Source organism: Pseudomonas sp. GW821-FHT10B02 (assembly GCF_059415665.1).
Map to the genome: position 1 here is coordinate 33337 of NZ_JBWKNR010000009.1, position 17370 is coordinate 50706.

Consider the following 17370-nt stretch of genomic DNA (forward strand, 5'->3'; position numbering starts at 1 on the left):
TTATGCATTTTTAAAACCCAACATCCTTCTCAGGTCGACAGCTCTATGTCGCTTCGGGTATAGTTTAAAATCTGCGGCGGCGTGTCTAATCATTCCTGCAACTATGTCTGGGTGAACCCCCAGAGTCTCGCATACTCGACCTAATAAGTCGTCGTCATGTCGGTTTTCGTAAAGAACACGCCACTCCCTTCGCGGCACGACACTTTCTCTGGCCAGTAAATTAGCTTCAGTCTCAATTTCGTTGTCAGTGCTATCCTCGAGATCATCGATTATTGGCATATCAATTCGATCTTGATGTAAGCAGATATGAGAAAGCTCATGCATGAGCGTAAACCAAAAATTGTCGTACCGATTATATCGCAGAGATATTCCTATCATCGGATTACCTGATTCAAGCCTGAGTACACATCCGTCCATTTTCATGGCCGGATATCCAGGTTGAATTTGGAGAATTATTCCGAAATTATCTGCTAGATACCTATCTAGGAAGGTTATATTTTCGGGATTCGCGCTCAACTTCGCGATCTCTCTGATGTTGGCAGCACTTAAGTCGTCGAAAGGCTGGTCAAGCTCTAATGCCTTTCTATTTGCGCGGCTGATTGTTGAGGCCAGCCAAGCGTGTATTTTAGTTTCATGCGCCGCATCGTTCTTCCTGTATAAAACATTAACTGACTGCACTGACTGAAGGGCGAGGCAGGCCAAGAATTCTTGCGCCGTTTGGCCTTCGGAAAGTTGAGAGTCAATGTCCTTGGCCGAAAGCTCATCCTTATATAGCTTGTAATTTTTAAATAAGCTGTCAGTCGCACTCGGGGAAGAAGGTGCGATCAATAAATTATCCCAAAGACTCTGATTGTTATCCTTGCTCATTGGGCTGCTCCTTTAGCAAGAGATAAAGCAATTGGTTCTGGAGCCTCGAAATATATTAAGTCATGATAATCTGGGTCCTTATCGTATTCAGCCATTTTAAGCTGGCGATAATAACCCTCTGCAGATGGTAGAGAGTGCAGTGAAAACCCTGGCCGGTAGCCCAACACCTCTATAGAGTACTTCACCGCATGCATAATAAGAGCTGTACCAACCCCCTTGAAGCGCCGGATATATTTTTCTCTATCTCTGTTCCAATATGCCACAGCAAGATAGTCAATATAAAAAATTCCCGCATTATCTATCCGGCTGTGCTTGGGATGTTTAATAATACAAGCCGCTTGTGCCTTATCTTCAGCGATTAAGAAAAACCAAAAGTACTCTTGGGTACCTAGATGACGGGCTTTAGTGATCCAAGACCAATGATGATCACTCAGCTGGTACTCATCCATAACTTTCTGGAATAGTACTTGGTCTTCAAGAACCTCAGGATGATCCTCAATCAACTGAGCGAATATTTTCGCTTTCTCGGCTCCCCAATCGAGCTCAAGCTTCAGGATTGTGGCTAAATCCAAGCCGTTGCAGACGGTATAGGGAATCGATTCTTCGCCCTGAACACACTTCAAGAAATTCATTTCTCTCGCACACATCCCTGATTGGAGCCGACAACTGTTTATAGCACAAAGCCATCAAAAAAACGCGAAGCCGTTCCAGTAACAAAGGTAGTAGATGAGGCTTACGCAATGAATCAGACTGCGGGCTAGTGAATGGGCCGTTCCGTTCAGCTTATAGCGGGTTGTGACAGACCGCTTTTGGCCGGTAGCTGCCAGTGCATGGAGGGTCAGTGGGAGCAACTGTTTTAACTCGCTACTTTGGTGCTCCTGCTGCCAGGTTCCCACCGGCCCTTTCCAAGCCACCATAAAAAACGCCCCGCAATCGCAGGGCGTCTTCCACAAAACAACCTTCAAACCTCAGCGAATCCCCGCATTACGCAACGCCGCCGGCGTAAAGTCCGCAAGCTTGGTCCGTCCCCCATACTGCGGCGCCAGCTTCGACTCGTTGCTCATCGTTGCCACCACATAACGACCCGCCAGAATGTCATAGAACCCCTGAGCCGCAGGCGCATTCAACCCCTTGTCATAGTTGTTGTAGGTGTAGTTCTCACCCACCCGCCAGAGCTGCCCACGGCCGTCATAGTGATCGACCTCGGCCAGCACCCAGGTGTCCTCATCAAAGTACATGTCGCGCTTGGCATAGATATGCCGTTGCCCGGATTTCAGTGTCGCCTGCACATGCCACACGCGGTGCAGCTCGTAGCGGGTCAGGTCCTGGTTGATGTGTCCGGGTTTGATGATGTCGGCGTACTTCAGGCTCGGCGACTGCAGCTTGTAGTTGTTGTAGGGAATGTACATTTCCTTCTTGCCGACCAGCTTCCAGTCGTAGCGATCCGGCGAGCCGTTCATCATGTCGGCGTTATCGGAGGTACGCAGGCCGTCAGAGACCAGGCCCGGTGCATCGTAGGCCAGCTGTGGTGCACGGCGGACACGACGCTGACCGGCGTTGTAGGTCCAGGCTTTGCGTGGCTCGGTGACCTGGTCGATGGTTTCATGCGCCATCGACACGGTACCGGCCAGGCGCGCCGGGGCGTTGACCGCGAAAATGTAGTAGTAAAGGATGTTCTTCGCTTCTTCCGGGTTCACGCCATCCATGTACTGCGGGAAGCTGTTCTGGTCATGGGTTTCGACGATCGAGTAGGCGCCGTCGACCTGTGGCGAGGCCTGCACCGACCAGCGCTCGACGTTGTCGCCGCGATAGCGGGTGACAAAGTTCCAGTACACCTCGACACCGCTCTTGGGGATCGGGAAGGCGTAGTAGCGCGAGCCGGCGAAGTTGCTCAGGCCGGTGCCGTCATTGACCAGTTGCACATTGACCGCGCTCTTTTTCGCTGCCGCATAAATTTCCGGGGCGACCTGAGCGGTACGGTGGCTCGGGTAGACGGGGATCTTGTAGGTATCCGGGTAGCGCTTGAACATCGCCAGCTGGCCGGGTGTGAGTTTGTCTTTGTACTGCTCGGCGTTGGCGGCGGTGATGGTGAACAGCGGCTTTTCATTGGCGAACGGATCCGCGAGAAAACCCCGGCTGTCCACGGCTGCCGCACCGGCTTTAAGGCCACCGTTCCAGGCCGGAATGCTGCCGTCGGCGTTGCCTTCTTTCTGCGCGCCCAGGGGCGTCAGGGTGGTGCCCAGCTGCGCCGCTTCCTGTTCGCTGACGGCGGCCAGTACGTTGCTGGCCAGCAGGGTGAGCGCCAGCGCGCCGACGGTGTTGATCATGCTTGCTTTCATGGATGTACCCTCTGTCGATTGCGACTCAGAAGTTGACGCCGAAGCTGAGCGAGACGTAGTCGCGGTCGGTGTTGGTGTTGTAGCGACCGCCGAAGAAGTCGGTGTAACTCAGGCTCGCGGTGTAGTTGTTCATGTAGTCGGCATCCAGTCCGACACTGATGGCTTTGGCGCCTTCTTCGAAGTTCGGGCCCCAGCCATCCACGTCATGGGACCAGGCAAGGTTCGGCGACAGGTTGATGCCGGCAATGACGTTGGGGTAATCCAGCTTGGTGCGTACCCGGTAACCCCACGAATCGGTGGTGTAGAAGCCGTGGCTGTTGCACTCCTTTTGCGGGTTGGTGGCGGTAGCGCAGACGGTGGTGTTCTGGTTGCCGGGGAAGGCACCGGGGCCAAACACCGGGCTGCGGCCGAAGCGGATATCGGTGCCATCGGCATCGCCCAGGCCGTTGATGCGGTTGTAACCGACCTCGCCGATCAGGGTCAGGCGGCTGGCCCCCCAGATCTGGTCGACGAAGTGGGTGGCGGTGACCTGCGCCTGCATCACCGGCATGCGTTTGTAGCCGGGCAGGTCGCCGCCCAGTGCCTGGGCGGTTTCACCGCTGGTGAACACTGGCGAGGTCTGGGTTTTGAAGTCGGTATCGGTGGACTGCAGCGCCGCCAGGTTGAGGTCGGCGGTGTTGATCTGCAGCGGCATGTTCGGCCGGAAGCTGACTTCGCCACCGACCGAGGTCGCGCCCAGAGTGGTCTGGAAGCTCACCCCGTACAGGCGGATATCCTCCGGATAGTCGACGAAGTAGCGGGATGAACGCACCCGGTCGAACTGGTTCTGAACCGCGGCAAGCTGCCGGGCCGCGGCGGGCAGGGCGCCCAGCTGGGCGGCGGTGATCGGCGCCGTGGTGGTCTGCTTGAAGCTCAGGAACGGCGTGCGGCTGTGGTAGTTCATGGCGTAGAAGCCGAATTCGGTGTCGTGCAGCTCCGGAACGAACCAGCGCAAGGCCACGCCGTACTGGCCGCTGTCGCGCGGGTCGTTGTCTTCCAGGCGCGGCATGTAGACGTTGTCCACGACCGTGCCGCGCAGGATCTGCGCGGCGGTCGCGGTGTTTTTCGCTACACCCGGGGCCAGGTCCGGGCCGGCGAATACCAGGCGGTCGTTGCAGCCCTGGGGCAGTGGGTCGGAGCCGAAGAAGGTACCGCAGTTGTCGACGACCGAGTTGTCCCACTCCAGCTGGTAGAAGGCTTCGGCGTTGAGGTTCTCGCTCAGACCCTGCGAGATATAGAACATGTTGACCGGCACCAGGCCTTCTTTGACCTCGGCACCCGGGCGGCGCAGGGCGGCGACGTCGATCGGGTTGATGCTGTTGATCGAGTTGCCGATGAAGGTGCTTTCGCCCCAGCTTACGACCTGTTTACCAAGGCGCACGTTGCCGGGCAGCTCACCCAGGTTGTAGTTGTGGTAGATGAAGGCGTCGAGGAACTCGGCGCCGGAGGCCTTGGCCAGATCGTCGCGCCCGCGGTCGTCGATGTCGTAGAACGGGCGGTGCTCGTCCTTGAGTTCGAAGTCGTACCAGTACTTGCCACGCACGAAGACACCGCTGTCGCCGTACTTGAGTTCAAGGTCATGCACGCCTTTGAAAATCTTCGAAAAGGTCTCGCCTTTCTTGAAGTTCTGACGGTTGTCATCGGCGGTGCGGGTGGCCGACTCGCCGCGCAAGCCCATGGTGTTGGCGGCGTTGATGAATTTCGGATCCGGTCCGCGCACGGCCCAGCTGGAGCCGATCGACAGCGACGAGTCGAACTGGCCTTCGATTTCACCGATCTGGAAGTCGATGGCACTGGCACTGGTGCACGTGCCAAGGCCAACGGCAAGCGCCAGCAGGTGAGGGCGGAACTCTTTGTGCAGCGTGGTGGCGGGCCACTGGCGATGCGCGCTTGGGTGTAGGGCGAAAGTCACGTCTAGGATACCCCTGTGATCTTGTTGTTGTTCAGGTGACTGCCCGCAAACGCTAACCCCGGTGCGTTTTACCCTTCCCCCTCAAGTGGGGGGGGAGCATCGCCTTTGACCAACCCTCAGCACCCTGGCCGCCGCGCCCCCTCCACCCGGGGGGGCGGCGCTGCTCATCATTACGTGACCATCGTTAGACGGTTTGCCGCGATCGCCGCCAGGCAGGGGCGCATGGCACAGGCCTTGATAACTGACCTTGGAGAACATGATGTCGCAGAAAGTATTTGTCGCCGGTGTCGGCATGATTCCATTTGCCAAGCCTGGCCAGAGCGGGACCTACATCGAAATGGGCGCGCAAGCCATCCGCCAGGCCTTGCAGGACGCCGGCGTGGATTACCGCAAGGTCCAACAGGCGTATGCCGGGTATGTGTACGGCGACTCCACCAGCGGCCAGTCGGCGCTGTATGAGGTGGGCCTGACCGGTATCCCGGTGATCAACGTCAACAACAACTGCGGCAGCGGCTCTACCGCCCTCTACCTGGCGCGCCAGGCGGTGGAAAGCGGTGCGGTGGATTGCGCGCTGGCCTTCGGCTTCGAACAGATGCAGCCCGGTGCCCTGAAGTCGCACTGGCTCGACCGTCCGATCACCTACGGCAAGGGCCATGAAGTGGCCGACGCGATCTTCCCTGAAGGCCGCGACATGCCGGATGCGCTGAAATTCTTCGGCGGCGCCGGTCGCGAGCACATGGAAAAGTACGGCACCCGAATGGAAACCTTCGCGGCGATCCGCGCCAAGGCCAGCCGCCATGCCGCCAACAACCCGTTGTCGGTGTTCAAGAAGGTCGTCACCACCGAAGAAGTGATGGCCGACCAGGTGATTTTCCCCGGCGTCATGACCCGTTTGATGGCCTGCCCGCCGACCTGCGGCGGTGCCGCCGCGATCGTGGTTTCCGAGCGCTTCGCCAAGCAGCACGGTCTGCGTACCGACGTGTGCATCCTTGCCCAGGCGCTGGTGACCGATCAGCCTGAGGCCTTCGAGCCGCCGTCGCTGATCAGCATCGTCGGCGTCGGCATGACCCGTCAGGCCGCTACCGAGGTGTACGAGAAAGCCGGTGTCGGCCCGGAAGACATCCGCGTCTGCGAGCTGCACGACTGCTTCGCCCACAACGAACTGCTGACTTACGAGGGCCTGGGTTTCTGTCCGGAAGGCGGCGCCGAGCGCTTCGTGATGGATGGCGACAACACGTATGGCGGCCAGGTGGTGATCAATCCGTCCGGTGGCCTGCTGTCCAAAGGTCATCCGCTGGGCGCCACGGGCCTGGCCCAGTGCTACGAGCTGACCCATCAGCTGCGCGGCACTGCCGACAAGCGCCAGGTGGCCAACCTGCAGCACGCCCTGCAGCACAACCTGGGCCTGGGCGGCGCCGGCATCGTGACCCTGTTCGGTCGCGCCTGACGATACTGCGCGCCCGTCATGGGCGCGCGTTTGCACTGACTGACAGGAATACCTGAGATGGCAGACACGAGTCTGATCGGCCGTTCACTGGGTGTGACCACCTGTGAAGTTGAAAAGGGCCGCCTGCGTTTTTTTGCCAAGGCGATTGGCGAGACCGACCCGGTTTACACCGACGAAGCGCTTGCCCGGCAAGCCGGACACCGGTCGCTGCCGGTGCCGCCCAGCTTCCTGATGTGCCTGGAAGCCGAAGGGCGCGACACCGATCACATCGTCCAGGAGGTTTTCGGCTTTGACCTTGGGCGCATTCTTCATGCTGAGCAGGGTTTCGACTATCACGGCATGGCTTACGCCGGCGACGTGCTGACCTTCGATACCCGGGTGCTGGACGTGTACCAGAAAAAAGGCGGGGCGCTGACCTTCGTGGTGCAACAGACCCGCGTGACCAACCAGGATGGCCAGCACATCGCCGACATCCGTTCATCCCTGGTCCAGCGCTGAGGAGCCGGCAATGAACCTTATTCAATGGCGCGATGTGCAGATCGGCTTCGAGCTGCCGTCGCTGACTTTGCCAGCGGTCAATCGCACCACACTGGCGCTGTACGCCGGTGCCTCCGGCGACCATAACCAGGTGCACATCGACCTGGACTTCGCCCGCAAGGCGCGCCAGCCCGATGTGTTCGCCCACGGCATGCTTTCGGTGGCCTACCTTGGCCGCCTGCTCACGGCGTGGGTGGCGCAAGCGCAGATCCGCAGCTTGTCGGTGCGCTTCACCGGCATCACCCAGTTGGGGCATGTGCCTACCTGCAGCGCCAGGGTCATCGAGCGCTTCGAGGCCGCGGGTGAACAGCGTGTACGCCTGGCGATCCGCTGCGCCAATCAATACGGCGACGACAAACTGGTTGGCGAAGCTGTCGTGGCGCTGACCTGAACCCTCTAAAAACAAGGAATATCCCGATGAGCAAACTCACAGGCAAAGTCGCCCTGGTAACCGGCTCCGGCCGTGGCATTGGCCGTAGCGTGGCGCTGAAACTGGCCGCCGATGGCGCGCGCGTGGTGGTCAATGACCTGGATGCCGGCCCGGCTGAAGAAGTGGTTGCCGAGATCCGCGCCGCTGGCGGCGAAGCCGTGGCCTGCGTCGGCAGTGTCACCGCCGTCGATTTCGCCGATCGTTTCGTCAAGACTGCCGTCGACAACTACGGCGGCATCGACATCATCGTCAACAATGCCGGTTACACCTGGGACAACGTGATCCAGAAAATGAGCGATGAGCAGTGGTACGCCATCCTCGACTGCCATATCACCGCGCCGTTTCGCATTCTGCGCGCCGCGCAGCCGATCATCAGCGCCATGGCCAAGCAAGAGGCCGCCGAAGGCCGTGTGGTCAATCGCAAAGTGGTGAACGTGTCGTCGGTATCGGCTAGCGGCAACCCAGGGCAGGTCAACTATTCGACCGCCAAAGCCGGGGTGCTGGGCATGACCAAGTGCCTGGCCAAGGAATGGGGGCGGATGAAGGTCAACGTCAACGCCGTTGCTTTCGGCCATATCGAAACCCGCCAGACCCAGCCGGTGGAAGGCGACCCGAACTTCATCAACATCGAAGGCCGTGAGATCAAGGTGGGCATCAGCCCGGCCATCGTCGAGCAGTCGAAAAGCCTGATTCCGCTGGGCCGTCCTGGCAACACCGAGGAAGCGGCGGGCGCGGTGTACCTGTTCTGCATTCCAGAGTCCGATTACGTCAGCGGCCAGGTGCTGGTGTGCGGTGGCGGCCTGGGCAACGTCTGAGAACGGTTGCGGGGCGCCTCGGCGCTCCGCAACACGGGAGTGCATAGCGATGACACAGTCTATTGGCGGTCAGCCGAAACGCCGACTGCTGCATAGCCGCCAGGTTGTCTGCACCGGCTTTGAGCGCGATGACGGCCTGTTCGATATCGAGGGCCGCCTGCTCGACACCAAAGGCGTTGATACCGACTTCCCCTACGGCACCATCCCGGCCAATGGCGTACTGCATTACATGCGCATCGTCATGACCATCGACCGTGCGCTGGTGATCCAGCAGATAAAAGCCGTTTCCGAACAGGCGCCGACACCGGTGTGCAGCCAGATCAACCGTGCCTATGCGGCGTTGGTGGGGGTGAGTATCGGTCCGGGCTTTCGCAAGCGGGTTGCCGAGCGGGTAGGGGGCGTGAAGGGTTGCACCCACCTGACCGAATTGCTCGGGCCCATGGCAACCACCGCGATCCAGACCCTGGCGCCGCTGCTGCGCCTGCGCCAGCGTCAGCGCGCCGCGCGGGATAGCGATTACCAGCTGCCACAGCATTGGGTGATCGGCACCTGCCATGCCTATCACCCTGATGGCGATGCCGCCCGACGTGCCAATGAGTGGCAACCGATCGCTGATCCTTAGTGGGAGCAACTGTCTTGACCTGGTGTTTTGAAAGCAGCCTCTGGGGTGGGAGCGGGCTTGCCCCGCGAAGCGATGTGACTGATAGCCCGCAATCGCGGGGCAAGCCCGCTCCCACTGCCTTTTCATTTTACCGAGGGCATCGTCTTCTGCAGCAGGGCAATCAGCGCCGGCATCAGCACCAGTGCGCCAACCATGTTCCAGACAAACAGCAGCACCAGCAACACCCCCATATCGGCCTGGAATTTAAGTGATGAGAACGCCCAGGTGCTCACTCCCAATGCCAGGGTGATGCCGGTAAAGGCCACCGAAGTGCCGGTGGTTTTCAGCGCCTCGAAGTAAGCGCGGCGCAGGTCCATACCCTGGCGCAGGAAGTTCTCCATGCGGCTGTACAGATAGATGCCGTAGTCGACACCGATACCGACACCGAGGGCGATCACCGGCAAGGTGGCAATCTTCACCCCCAGGCCCATCTTCGCCATCACCGCCTCACACAGCACAGTAGACAGGTACAGCGGCGCCATCAGGGCAAAAGTCACCTTCAGCGACTTGAACTCCCACCACACCACCAGCGAGATGATCACGAACACCAGTATCAGCATCAGTTTTTCGGAATGCTTGATAACGCTGTTGGTGGCCGCTTCGATGCCGGCGTTACCCGCCGCCTGGAGAATCTCGTAGGCGCCGCTGGCCTGCTGTTGGTTGAACTGCTCGACGGCAGAACTGACCCGGCTCAGGGTCTGGGCCTTGTGGTCGCGCAAGTACAGGCTGATGGGCACCAGGCTGCAATTGCTGTCGAGCTGTTCGGCGGCCACGCCTGAGCGGGCGTTGTTCATCACATACGGGTCGCGTGACAGCTCCGCCCATTTCGGGTTGCCTTCGTTACGCGCGACGATGTTGAAACGCATGGTGTCGTACAGCGATTGCACCGCTTCCACGCCCTCGACTTCGCGCAACTGTCGGGCCAGCTGGTTGGCAAGGTCGGCCGCGGCCAGGCGCGAGCATTGTTCGTTCGGGGTCTTTAACATCACCACATAGACGTCGGTGCTGGTGGTGTAGTGGCTGAGCAGATAGGCGTTGTCCTGGTTGTAGCGGGCTTCGGGACGGAACTCCGGGGCGCCGCCATCGAGATCGCCGATCTTCAGGTCCTGGCGTGCCTGGTAGCCGAACCCGAGCAGTACCAGACTGGCGAGTACCAACGGCACCGCCAGACGCAAGTCGACCACTGCCGCCAGGCGCCGGAACACCGGCCACGAGGCCTTGGCCCGGGCGTGCTGGCGGGCGATGGCACGGGGGCTGACGCCGACATAGGACATCAGCACCGGCAGCAGGAACATCTTGGTGAAAATCGCGACGAACACACCGATGCTGGCGGTGATCGCCAGTTGCTTGATCACGCCGATGTCGATCACCAGCAAGGTGATGAAACCCACCGCATCGGCCAGCAGCGCCGTGGTCCCGGGGATGAACAGGGCGCGGAAGGTGCGCCGCGAGGCGTCGATCGGGGCATGGCCCTGGGCCGCTTCACTGACCATCAGGTTGATGTTCTGCACCGCGTGGCTGATGCCGATGGCGAAGATCAGAAACGGCACCAGAATCGAATACGGATCCAGGCCGTAGCCGAGCAGGCTGAGGATGCCCAGCTGGCAGACCACGGTGAGCAGGCAGGTGAACACGGTGACGGCAGTACTGCGCCAGCAGCGGCAGTAGAGGTACAGCAGGGCACTGATCAACACCACGGTGAGGGCGAAGAACAGCGCGATATTGCTGGCTGCTGCCAGCAAGTCGCCAATGATCTGGGCAAAACCGCTGACCCGGATGGTCACGCCCTTGGCCGCGAAGTGCTCGCGCACCTGTTGCTCCAGCGCCTGGCTGAATGCGCCATAGTCCAGCGGCTGGCCGCTTTGCGGGTCGTTGTCGAGCAACGGCACGCGGATGATGGTCGAACGCAGATCGTTGGCCACCAGACTGCCAAGCATGTTCGCCCGCAGGATGTTCTGCCGTACCTGGGCCATGGCCTGGGCACTGCCGTCGTAGCCATCGGGAATCACCCGGCCGCTGCGCACGCCTTCGGTGGTGACTTCGGACCAGACCGCGTTGGGTGTCCACAGCGACTTGAGTTTGCCGCGATCAACCCCGGGGATGTAGAAGACCTTGTCGGTGACTTCACGCAATGTCTCAAGAAAAGCCGGGGTGAGGATTTCGCCTTCGGGGTTTTCGACAATGATGCGCAGCACGTTGCTTTGCGGGCGCAGCACCTCTTCAAAGCGCAGGTAGTTCTGGATATACGGGTGGCTGGTGGGAATCATCCGCGTGAAGCTGGCGTCCGCCCTGAGCGACAGCGCCTGGTAGCCCAGCAGCAGCGAGGCCAGCAGGAACAGCAGCAATACCGCAACACGGTTGTGGAACAGGGCGCGCTCAAGGCCGCCCATCAACCGCAGTTGCGGGTTGTCGAGTTTCGCCTGGGCATTCATTGCAGGTACTCCTTGATCTCGTCGCGTCCGAGCAGGCGCAAACCGCGGTTGCCCACCAGCGCCAGGCCGCCGTCGGGCAGCCCTGCAGCGTTGAGCCAGATGGCTTTGTTGCGTGGCTGCAGCATGCGCAAACGTTGCAGGTCGGTGCTGTACAGCAGACCCACCTGGCCGGTGAACAGCACACTGTCGTCCGCCAGCTGGAGGGCCCCGTACAGGCTGGAGGTGATGGATGGTGGTATGCCTTGCCAGTGCTGCCCGGCGTCCTGGCTGCGCAGCAGCGCACCGCCGAAGCCCATGGCCAGCACCTGGCCGTCGCGCAGTTGCACCAGGTTGTACAGCGAGGCCGCGGTCAACGTCTGTGGCGGTTGCCACTGGCCGGCGGATTGCCGATACAGCTTTCCGCCTTCGCCGGCGATCAGCAGGTCACCGTTACTCAGGCCGAGTACCGTGTTCAGGTGCAGGCGGTCGGGATTGTCCAGGGCCGGGACATAGTCCCAGGTGCTGCCACCATCGCTGGTGTGCAGGACTGTGCCGTAGGCACCGACCACCCAGCCTTCGCTGGCGCTGCGAAACCACACATCGAGCAATGGGCGTGAAGGCCCGGCTGCGGCACCGGCGCTGATGTCATCGAGGGCAAAGCGGGCATTGTCCAGTGCTTGCTCATCAGCGGCCGGATCAGCCTCCAGCTGGGCAACTGTGTCTTGTGCCCATTTGAGCAGCAGGGCATTGAGGGTTCTGCCGTCCAGCTGCTTGCGCCAGGAGGCGCCGCCATCCTCGCTGTGCAGCACCACGCCGTCGTGGCCAACCGCCCAGCCATGCTGGTCGTCGACGAAGTGCACGGCGGTCAGCAGTAAATCAACGGGAACCTTGGCTTGCTCGATCCGGCCGTCCACCTGGCGCACCAGGATGTGACCGTCGGCGCCGACCATGACCAGCCGACCGGCTACCGCCTGGATGTCCACCAGCGGCCCGGATTGGGCTTTGTCGGTCAGGCGTGACGGGCGTTCGAGCCGGTCGCTCAATGGCGTCGCCGAGGCGAAAGCCGGCAACAGGCTGGCGAGGCTCAGGGCAAGGCCCCAGCAGGCAAGGGTAGGCATCTTCATCGTATCAATCTCAAAAGCGGATCAGGATGGCCGGGCGACCATCCTGAGGAAGCGGTGACGGGCTCAGCGCCCCGAGCGGCGCAGCGCCGACGGGCTGAAGTCAGCCAGCTTGGCGCTCAGGCCAAAGCTTGCGCTGCGCTCTTCGTTCTCCAGGCCGTAGACCGCATAACGACGCGCCTGCAGGTCATAGACCACTTCGCTGATATGCATGGCCGAGAGCACGTCGTAACGCTGCAGGCTGTGCGCCTCCTGGACCCGCCACAGTTCGCCACGCCCGTCATACAGGTCGGCGCCAAGGATGCTCCAGCTGTCCTCATCGACATAGAACACACGCTTGGCATAAATGTGCCGCTCGCCCGGCTTCAGGGTCGCTTCCACCACCCAGACCCGGTGCATCTCATAGCGCAGCAGATCCTGGTTGAGGTGGTTGGCTTGGATGATGTCGTTGTACTTGAGGCTGCGATTGGCCAGCTTGTAAGTGTTGTACGGCACCAGCATTTCCTGCTTGCCCAGCAGTTTCCAGTCGTACTTGTCGGTCGCGCCGTTGTACAGGTCGATGGTGTCGTAGGTGCGCAAGCCGTCCGAGGTGCCCAGCGGTGAGTCGTAGGCCGCTTCCGGTGCGCGCAGCACGCGCCGTTGCCCCGGATTGTAGGTCCAGGCCAGGCGCGCTTCGCGGGTCTGGTCGATGGGTTCATGGATCAGGGTCTGGCCGCCGGCCACGCTTTCCGGCGAGGTTACCTTGCCCAGGTAGTAGTAGAGCCGGTTGGGTTCCGGGTTGCCCATGGCCGAGGCCATGACGGCTTTCACCTCGCGGCGGATCGGGGTGAAGCTGCCATTGCTCTGCACCACCATTTCGGTGGGGTAGTACTGGTAGCCACCGGTGCGGTAACGCACGAAGTGATTGAACAGCACTTGCACGCCGGTCGTGGGCAGGGGGAAGGGCACGCTGCTCTTCTCATAGCCGACCAGGCCGTTGCCGCCGTTGGCGAGGCTGACGCCGGCCGCTTCCTTGCGGATTTGCGCGTACTCGCTCTGCGGCAGCGCTGCGGTGCGGTGGCTGGGGTACACCGGCATGCTGAAGTCCGGGTATTTCTGCAGCATTGCCTGGTAGCCCGGGGTAAGGTACGCGGCGTACTGCTTGAGGTTGGCGGCGTTGACGGTATACAGCGGTTGCTCGCTGGCAAACGGATCGACATAGCCCTGACCGGGGGTGAAACCGGCAGGCGCCTGGGTCAGGCCACCGTTCCAGGCGGGAATGCTGCCGTCGGCGCTGGCGGCTTTCTCGGCGCCGGTGGGCGTCAGGTCCTGGCCCAGGCGGGCAAGGTCGGCACTGCTGAGCTGGGCGAGGGCGGCGTTGCTGGCCAGGCTGAGGAAGCTGCCCAGGGCGGCAGCGCGTAGCAGAGTGATGTTCATGGTAGACCTCATGTTCAGAAACCCATGCGCAGGCTGAGTGAGAGAAAATCCCTGTCGGTGGCGGCGAACGGGGTGTTGCCGCTACCGGACCAGGACAGCTCTGCAGAATATTTCTGCAGGTAATCGAACTTGGCGCCGACCGAGCCCAACAGGCGGTCCTCGGAGAACACGCCGTCGTACGACCAGCCTTTGATGTCCTGGCCGAAAGCGATGAAGGGGGCAACGTTGACCCCGGCGAACAGCCCCGGATAGTTCAGCTGCGCGCGCAGGCGATAGCCCCAGGAAAACTTGCTGGTGTAGCCGTCGCTGGAGCAGCCGAGCTTGCGGTACTTGTCTTCAGTGACCCCCAGGGCGCAGCCGCGGGCATTGCCGCTGGCCAGGTCCGAGCCGTAGGTGTCGCCCTTGGCGTAACGGCGTTCGTCGAGCCCGGGCAGGTCGTGCATGTATTTCATGCCCACTTCGCCGATCAGGTTGAGGCTGTCGGCCCCCAGCACCTGGGGAATGGATTTGATTGTCCCCAACGACAGCTGCGAAATCTTGCGCCGGTCATAGCCGTTGTAGGCCGAACCCGGTGCGGCATTGATCGCGTCCTGGCCGAGGGTGATGTCTTCACCGATCAACTTGCCGAGCTGGGTGGGGTTGCCGGCAAAGGCCGGGATCAGGTCGCCGGTGGCCAGTTGCACGGGTTGATTGGGGCGAAAGCTGTATTCGCCGAACACCGAGGTGCCCCACAGGTTGGTCGAGAAGCTCAGGCCGAAGATGCGGATGTCTTCCGGAAAGTCGGCAAAGTACCGGCCATTGGTGGCTTGCTGGCCGGGCAGCCAACCGGCGCCAGGGCCCGGACGCAGGTCAGTGATGATGCTGGCGTAGGGGGTGCGTGAGTGAATGTTCAGCGCATAGGCGCCGAACTCGGTGTCGATACTGTCGGCAAAGTAGCGCAGGGCCACGCCGAACTGGCCGGCATCGGACGGCTCGTTGTCGTCGGCGCGGCGGATGATCAGGTCGTTGGCGAAACTGACCGGGTCATTGGCGCCACCCCGTGGCACGCCGAAGCAGCCTTCGGGAATGTAGTCGTTGGTCGAGAAGTAAGTGCCGCAGCCTTCGAGCACGGTACGTCGCCATTGCAACTGGTAGAACGCCTCGAGGTTGAGGTTGTCGGTGAGACCGAAGTTTCCGTACAGCATGGGTACCGGCAGCAGCGCTTCCTTGACCTGCGAACCCGGCCGGCGCAGGGCGGCGACGTCGATCGGGTTGATGGCGTTGATGCCGTTCTGAAAGTACAGGCCTTCGCCCCAGTTGATCACCTGGTTGCCGACCCGGGCGTTGAGCGGGTGGTCGGCGATGTCGAAGTCACCGAACACATAGGCGTCGAGCAGGGCCAGGCCCTGGAACTTGGCCAGCTCGTCGAAGTGGCTGTCGTCCAGTTTGCTGTTGGCCTTGTAGCCGTTGGAGGAATGGCCGAAGTCCACTTCACGGTTGCTCAAGGTGTAGTCGTACCAGGCCTTGCCGCGAATGAAGGCGCCGTAGTTGCGCCAGTTCAGCTCCATCTCGCCGAGCAGGGTGACCGGCGAAGACACCAGATTGCGCTTGCGAAAGTTCAGCCGGCCATCGTCGCCGGTACGGCCGCCGCTGGCATTGAACTCGCCAGGCCGGCCATAGCCGATGGCATCGGCGTTACCCTGGAAGATGTTGTCGGCACTGGGCTTTTCTGCACTCCACAGGCCGCCGATGCTCAGGCTGCCGTTGTAGCGGCCGCTGACTTCGCCCCAGTTGAACTCACCGGCGCTGGCATAGCTGCACAGGGCGCAGGCCAATGGAGTGAGCAGGAAAGTGGTCAATGAACGTCGATGTGTTGTGTAACGGGCTCGTGGGGAGCTCATGATGGCTGCCTCTTGATTATTGTTATTGGAATACCGGCAGCACGAAGCCCAGCAATGGCCAAGTGCTGTTGAATCAATTCGGGAATGGCGACCGGTCGCTGGACCGGCCGCGTTGGCGCGCTACAGCACCGCGGGGAGCAGGGCGCTGACCATGCTGTTAAAGGCGGCCGTGGTGTCGGCCGCCTGGCGCGCTGCTACCGGGGCTGCGCCAGCGCTGGTGGCGCGTGGCGCCATGTCAGGTGCCGAGGACATCTTGACGATCACCAGCTCACGCTTGGGGTTGATGTAGATGCGCTGGCCAAAGCGGCCCGCGGCTTCGATCGAGCCGTCGCCGTCATGCTTCTGGTACCAGTAATCGCGGTAGGCATACCCGGCACGGTCTTTGGCCTTGGGGCTCTGGGCGATCAACGCCTGGTTATCGTTGGGTTGCAGGGCCAGTTTCACCGCTTGTTCAAATGACGAGCTGGCAGTGGGTTTGCTCCAGGCCAGGCGAATGGCTTCGGCAAAGCGCGCGGCATCGCGCAGGGTGCTGCTCATGCCGCCACTGGCCATCTCGGTACCCAGGGCATCGACCTGGCTGTAGGCATCGTCCTCGGCAAACTGCGACCAGATGCGCTCCGACACCAGCGCCGACCAGCTCTGGCCGGTAACCCGGCGGATGGCCCAGGCCACCGCTTCAGGCGAGCCGTTCTGGTAGTACCAGATCGGTGTGGCACTGGCCTGTTCGGGCAGTGTTGCCGCCTGCAGAAAGCTGTAGATGTTGTCGGGCATGTCCGGCTGGCGCGGGACGATCCCGGCGGCGGCGAACAGGCCGATGTCCGGCGGTACCTTGGCCGGGTACACCGCTTCGACCTGCATATCCAGGTTCTGCTGCAGCGTTGCTTCGCCGAACGGTGTGCCGGCCAGTTCTGGCACATAGCTGGACAATTTGCTGGCGGGCGAGAGCTTGCCTTCGGCGATCAGGCTGGCGGCGAGCAGGCCGGTCACCGATTTGGTCATCGAGGCCCAGATATGCGCTTGCTCAGGTGCGAACGAATCGAGGTAGCGCTCGTACACCAACTTGCCGCGGTGCAGAACGATAAAGCCGTCGGTGAAGGTCGCACGCAGGTACTCGGGCAGCGACAGCGATTGTTCGCCGATGGTGAAGCGCAGCTGATCGAGGGCGGCGGGTTCACCCACTGGCAGCGCTAGCGGGCTGGGCGCGCGACGGATGCCTGTAGTAGGGGTCATGGCCCGGGCATTGCGCAGGGCCCAGCGCAGGTTGGGCAGTTCGAAGGCGTTCTGTTTGGTCACGCGCTTGTCGGCGGCTGGTGGAAAGCCCTGCATTACACCCAGGCGGACCGGGTCACTGGTGTCGCTGGCGGCCAGGCTCTGGCTGCTGACAAGCCCCAGCAGCAGCGCCGGCAGCAGTCGTTTGCAAAGAGTAAAAGCAGGTGCGGTTTCAGCGGTGATGCCACTCATTGTTGTTATCTCCAGGCGTTACAGCGTGAGGGGA

The 17370-nt window shown here is 61.3% G+C and carries 14 protein-coding genes; 5 read left to right on the forward strand and 9 right to left on the reverse strand.

Annotated elements, in window-relative coordinates; all coding sequences use genetic code 11:
* The 4 genes from AC07OF_RS14845 to AC07OF_RS14860 all read right to left on the reverse strand — a co-directional run bounded on the left by AC07OF_RS14845 (position 1) and on the right by AC07OF_RS14860 (position 5106).
* The gene (locus tag AC07OF_RS14845; RefSeq protein WP_495073065.1) at positions 1-867 is read right to left on the reverse strand and encodes an ImmA/IrrE family metallo-endopeptidase; all 867 of its coding nucleotides are present in this window, start codon (positions 865-867) and stop codon (positions 1-3) included.
* Entirely contained in the window at positions 864-1499 is a 636-nt protein-coding gene (locus AC07OF_RS14850; protein ID WP_495073066.1) for a hypothetical protein, read from the reverse strand. Before AC07OF_RS14850 ends, AC07OF_RS14845 begins: the two co-directional genes overlap by 4 nt.
* 336 nt (positions 1500-1835) lie before the next feature.
* A complete protein-coding gene (locus AC07OF_RS14855; protein ID WP_157192327.1) occupies positions 1836-3206 on the reverse strand; it encodes a DUF1329 domain-containing protein in 1371 nt (456 codons plus the stop codon).
* A 25-nt stretch (positions 3207-3231) separates the two neighbouring features.
* Entirely contained in the window at positions 3232-5106 is a 1875-nt protein-coding gene (locus AC07OF_RS14860; RefSeq protein WP_495073128.1) for a DUF1302 domain-containing protein, read from the reverse strand.
* A gap of 310 nt (positions 5107-5416) precedes the next feature.
* On the opposite strand from AC07OF_RS14860, the gene AC07OF_RS14865 reads away from it, so the two are divergent.
* The 5 genes from AC07OF_RS14865 to AC07OF_RS14885 are packed head-to-tail and all read left to right on the forward strand — an operon-like array spanning position 5417 to position 9008.
* Entirely contained in the window at positions 5417-6604 is a 1188-nt protein-coding gene (locus AC07OF_RS14865) for a lipid-transfer protein (protein WP_038610348.1), read from the forward strand.
* 57 nt (positions 6605-6661) lie between these two features.
* Positions 6662-7102 carry a MaoC family dehydratase N-terminal domain-containing protein gene (locus AC07OF_RS14870; RefSeq protein ID WP_461531449.1) on the forward strand — a complete coding sequence of 147 codons (441 nt, stop codon included), beginning with the start codon at positions 6662-6664 and terminating at the stop codon, positions 7100-7102.
* 10 nt (positions 7103-7112) lie between these two features.
* On the forward strand, positions 7113-7532 hold the full coding sequence (locus AC07OF_RS14875) for a MaoC family dehydratase (RefSeq protein WP_495073067.1): 420 nt from the start codon (positions 7113-7115) through the stop codon (positions 7530-7532).
* A gap of 26 nt (positions 7533-7558) precedes the next feature.
* The gene (locus AC07OF_RS14880; RefSeq protein ID WP_038610353.1) at positions 7559-8386 is read left to right on the forward strand and encodes an SDR family NAD(P)-dependent oxidoreductase; all 828 of its coding nucleotides are present in this window, start codon (positions 7559-7561) and stop codon (positions 8384-8386) included.
* Between the two features lie 49 nt (positions 8387-8435).
* A complete protein-coding gene (locus AC07OF_RS14885; protein WP_157192331.1) occupies positions 8436-9008 on the forward strand; it encodes a DUF2889 domain-containing protein in 573 nt (190 codons plus the stop codon).
* Positions 9009-9130: 122 nt separating this feature from the next.
* Here AC07OF_RS14885 and AC07OF_RS14890 read toward each other — a convergent pair whose 3' ends face one another.
* The 5 genes from AC07OF_RS14890 to AC07OF_RS14910 form a co-directional block, all read right to left on the reverse strand.
* The gene (locus AC07OF_RS14890) at positions 9131-11479 is read right to left on the reverse strand and encodes an efflux RND transporter permease subunit (RefSeq protein ID WP_495073068.1); all 2349 of its coding nucleotides are present in this window, start codon (positions 11477-11479) and stop codon (positions 9131-9133) included.
* Positions 11476-12582: a sialidase family protein gene (locus tag AC07OF_RS14895; RefSeq protein WP_495073069.1), complete on the reverse strand. Its 1107-nt coding sequence runs from the start codon at positions 12580-12582 to the stop codon at positions 11476-11478. Before AC07OF_RS14895 ends, AC07OF_RS14890 begins: the two co-directional genes overlap by 4 nt.
* A 63-nt stretch (positions 12583-12645) precedes the next feature.
* Entirely contained in the window at positions 12646-13995 is a 1350-nt protein-coding gene (locus AC07OF_RS14900) for a DUF1329 domain-containing protein (RefSeq protein ID WP_157192334.1), read from the reverse strand.
* Between the two features lie 14 nt (positions 13996-14009).
* Positions 14010-15875 (reverse strand): DUF1302 domain-containing protein, encoded by a 1866-nt coding sequence (locus AC07OF_RS14905; RefSeq protein WP_495073070.1) that lies wholly within the window; start codon positions 15873-15875, stop codon positions 14010-14012.
* Between the two features lie 120 nt (positions 15876-15995).
* On the reverse strand, positions 15996-17336 hold the full coding sequence (locus tag AC07OF_RS14910; protein WP_157192336.1) for a serine hydrolase domain-containing protein: 1341 nt from the start codon (positions 17334-17336) through the stop codon (positions 15996-15998).
* Positions 17337-17370 lie beyond the last annotated feature (34 nt).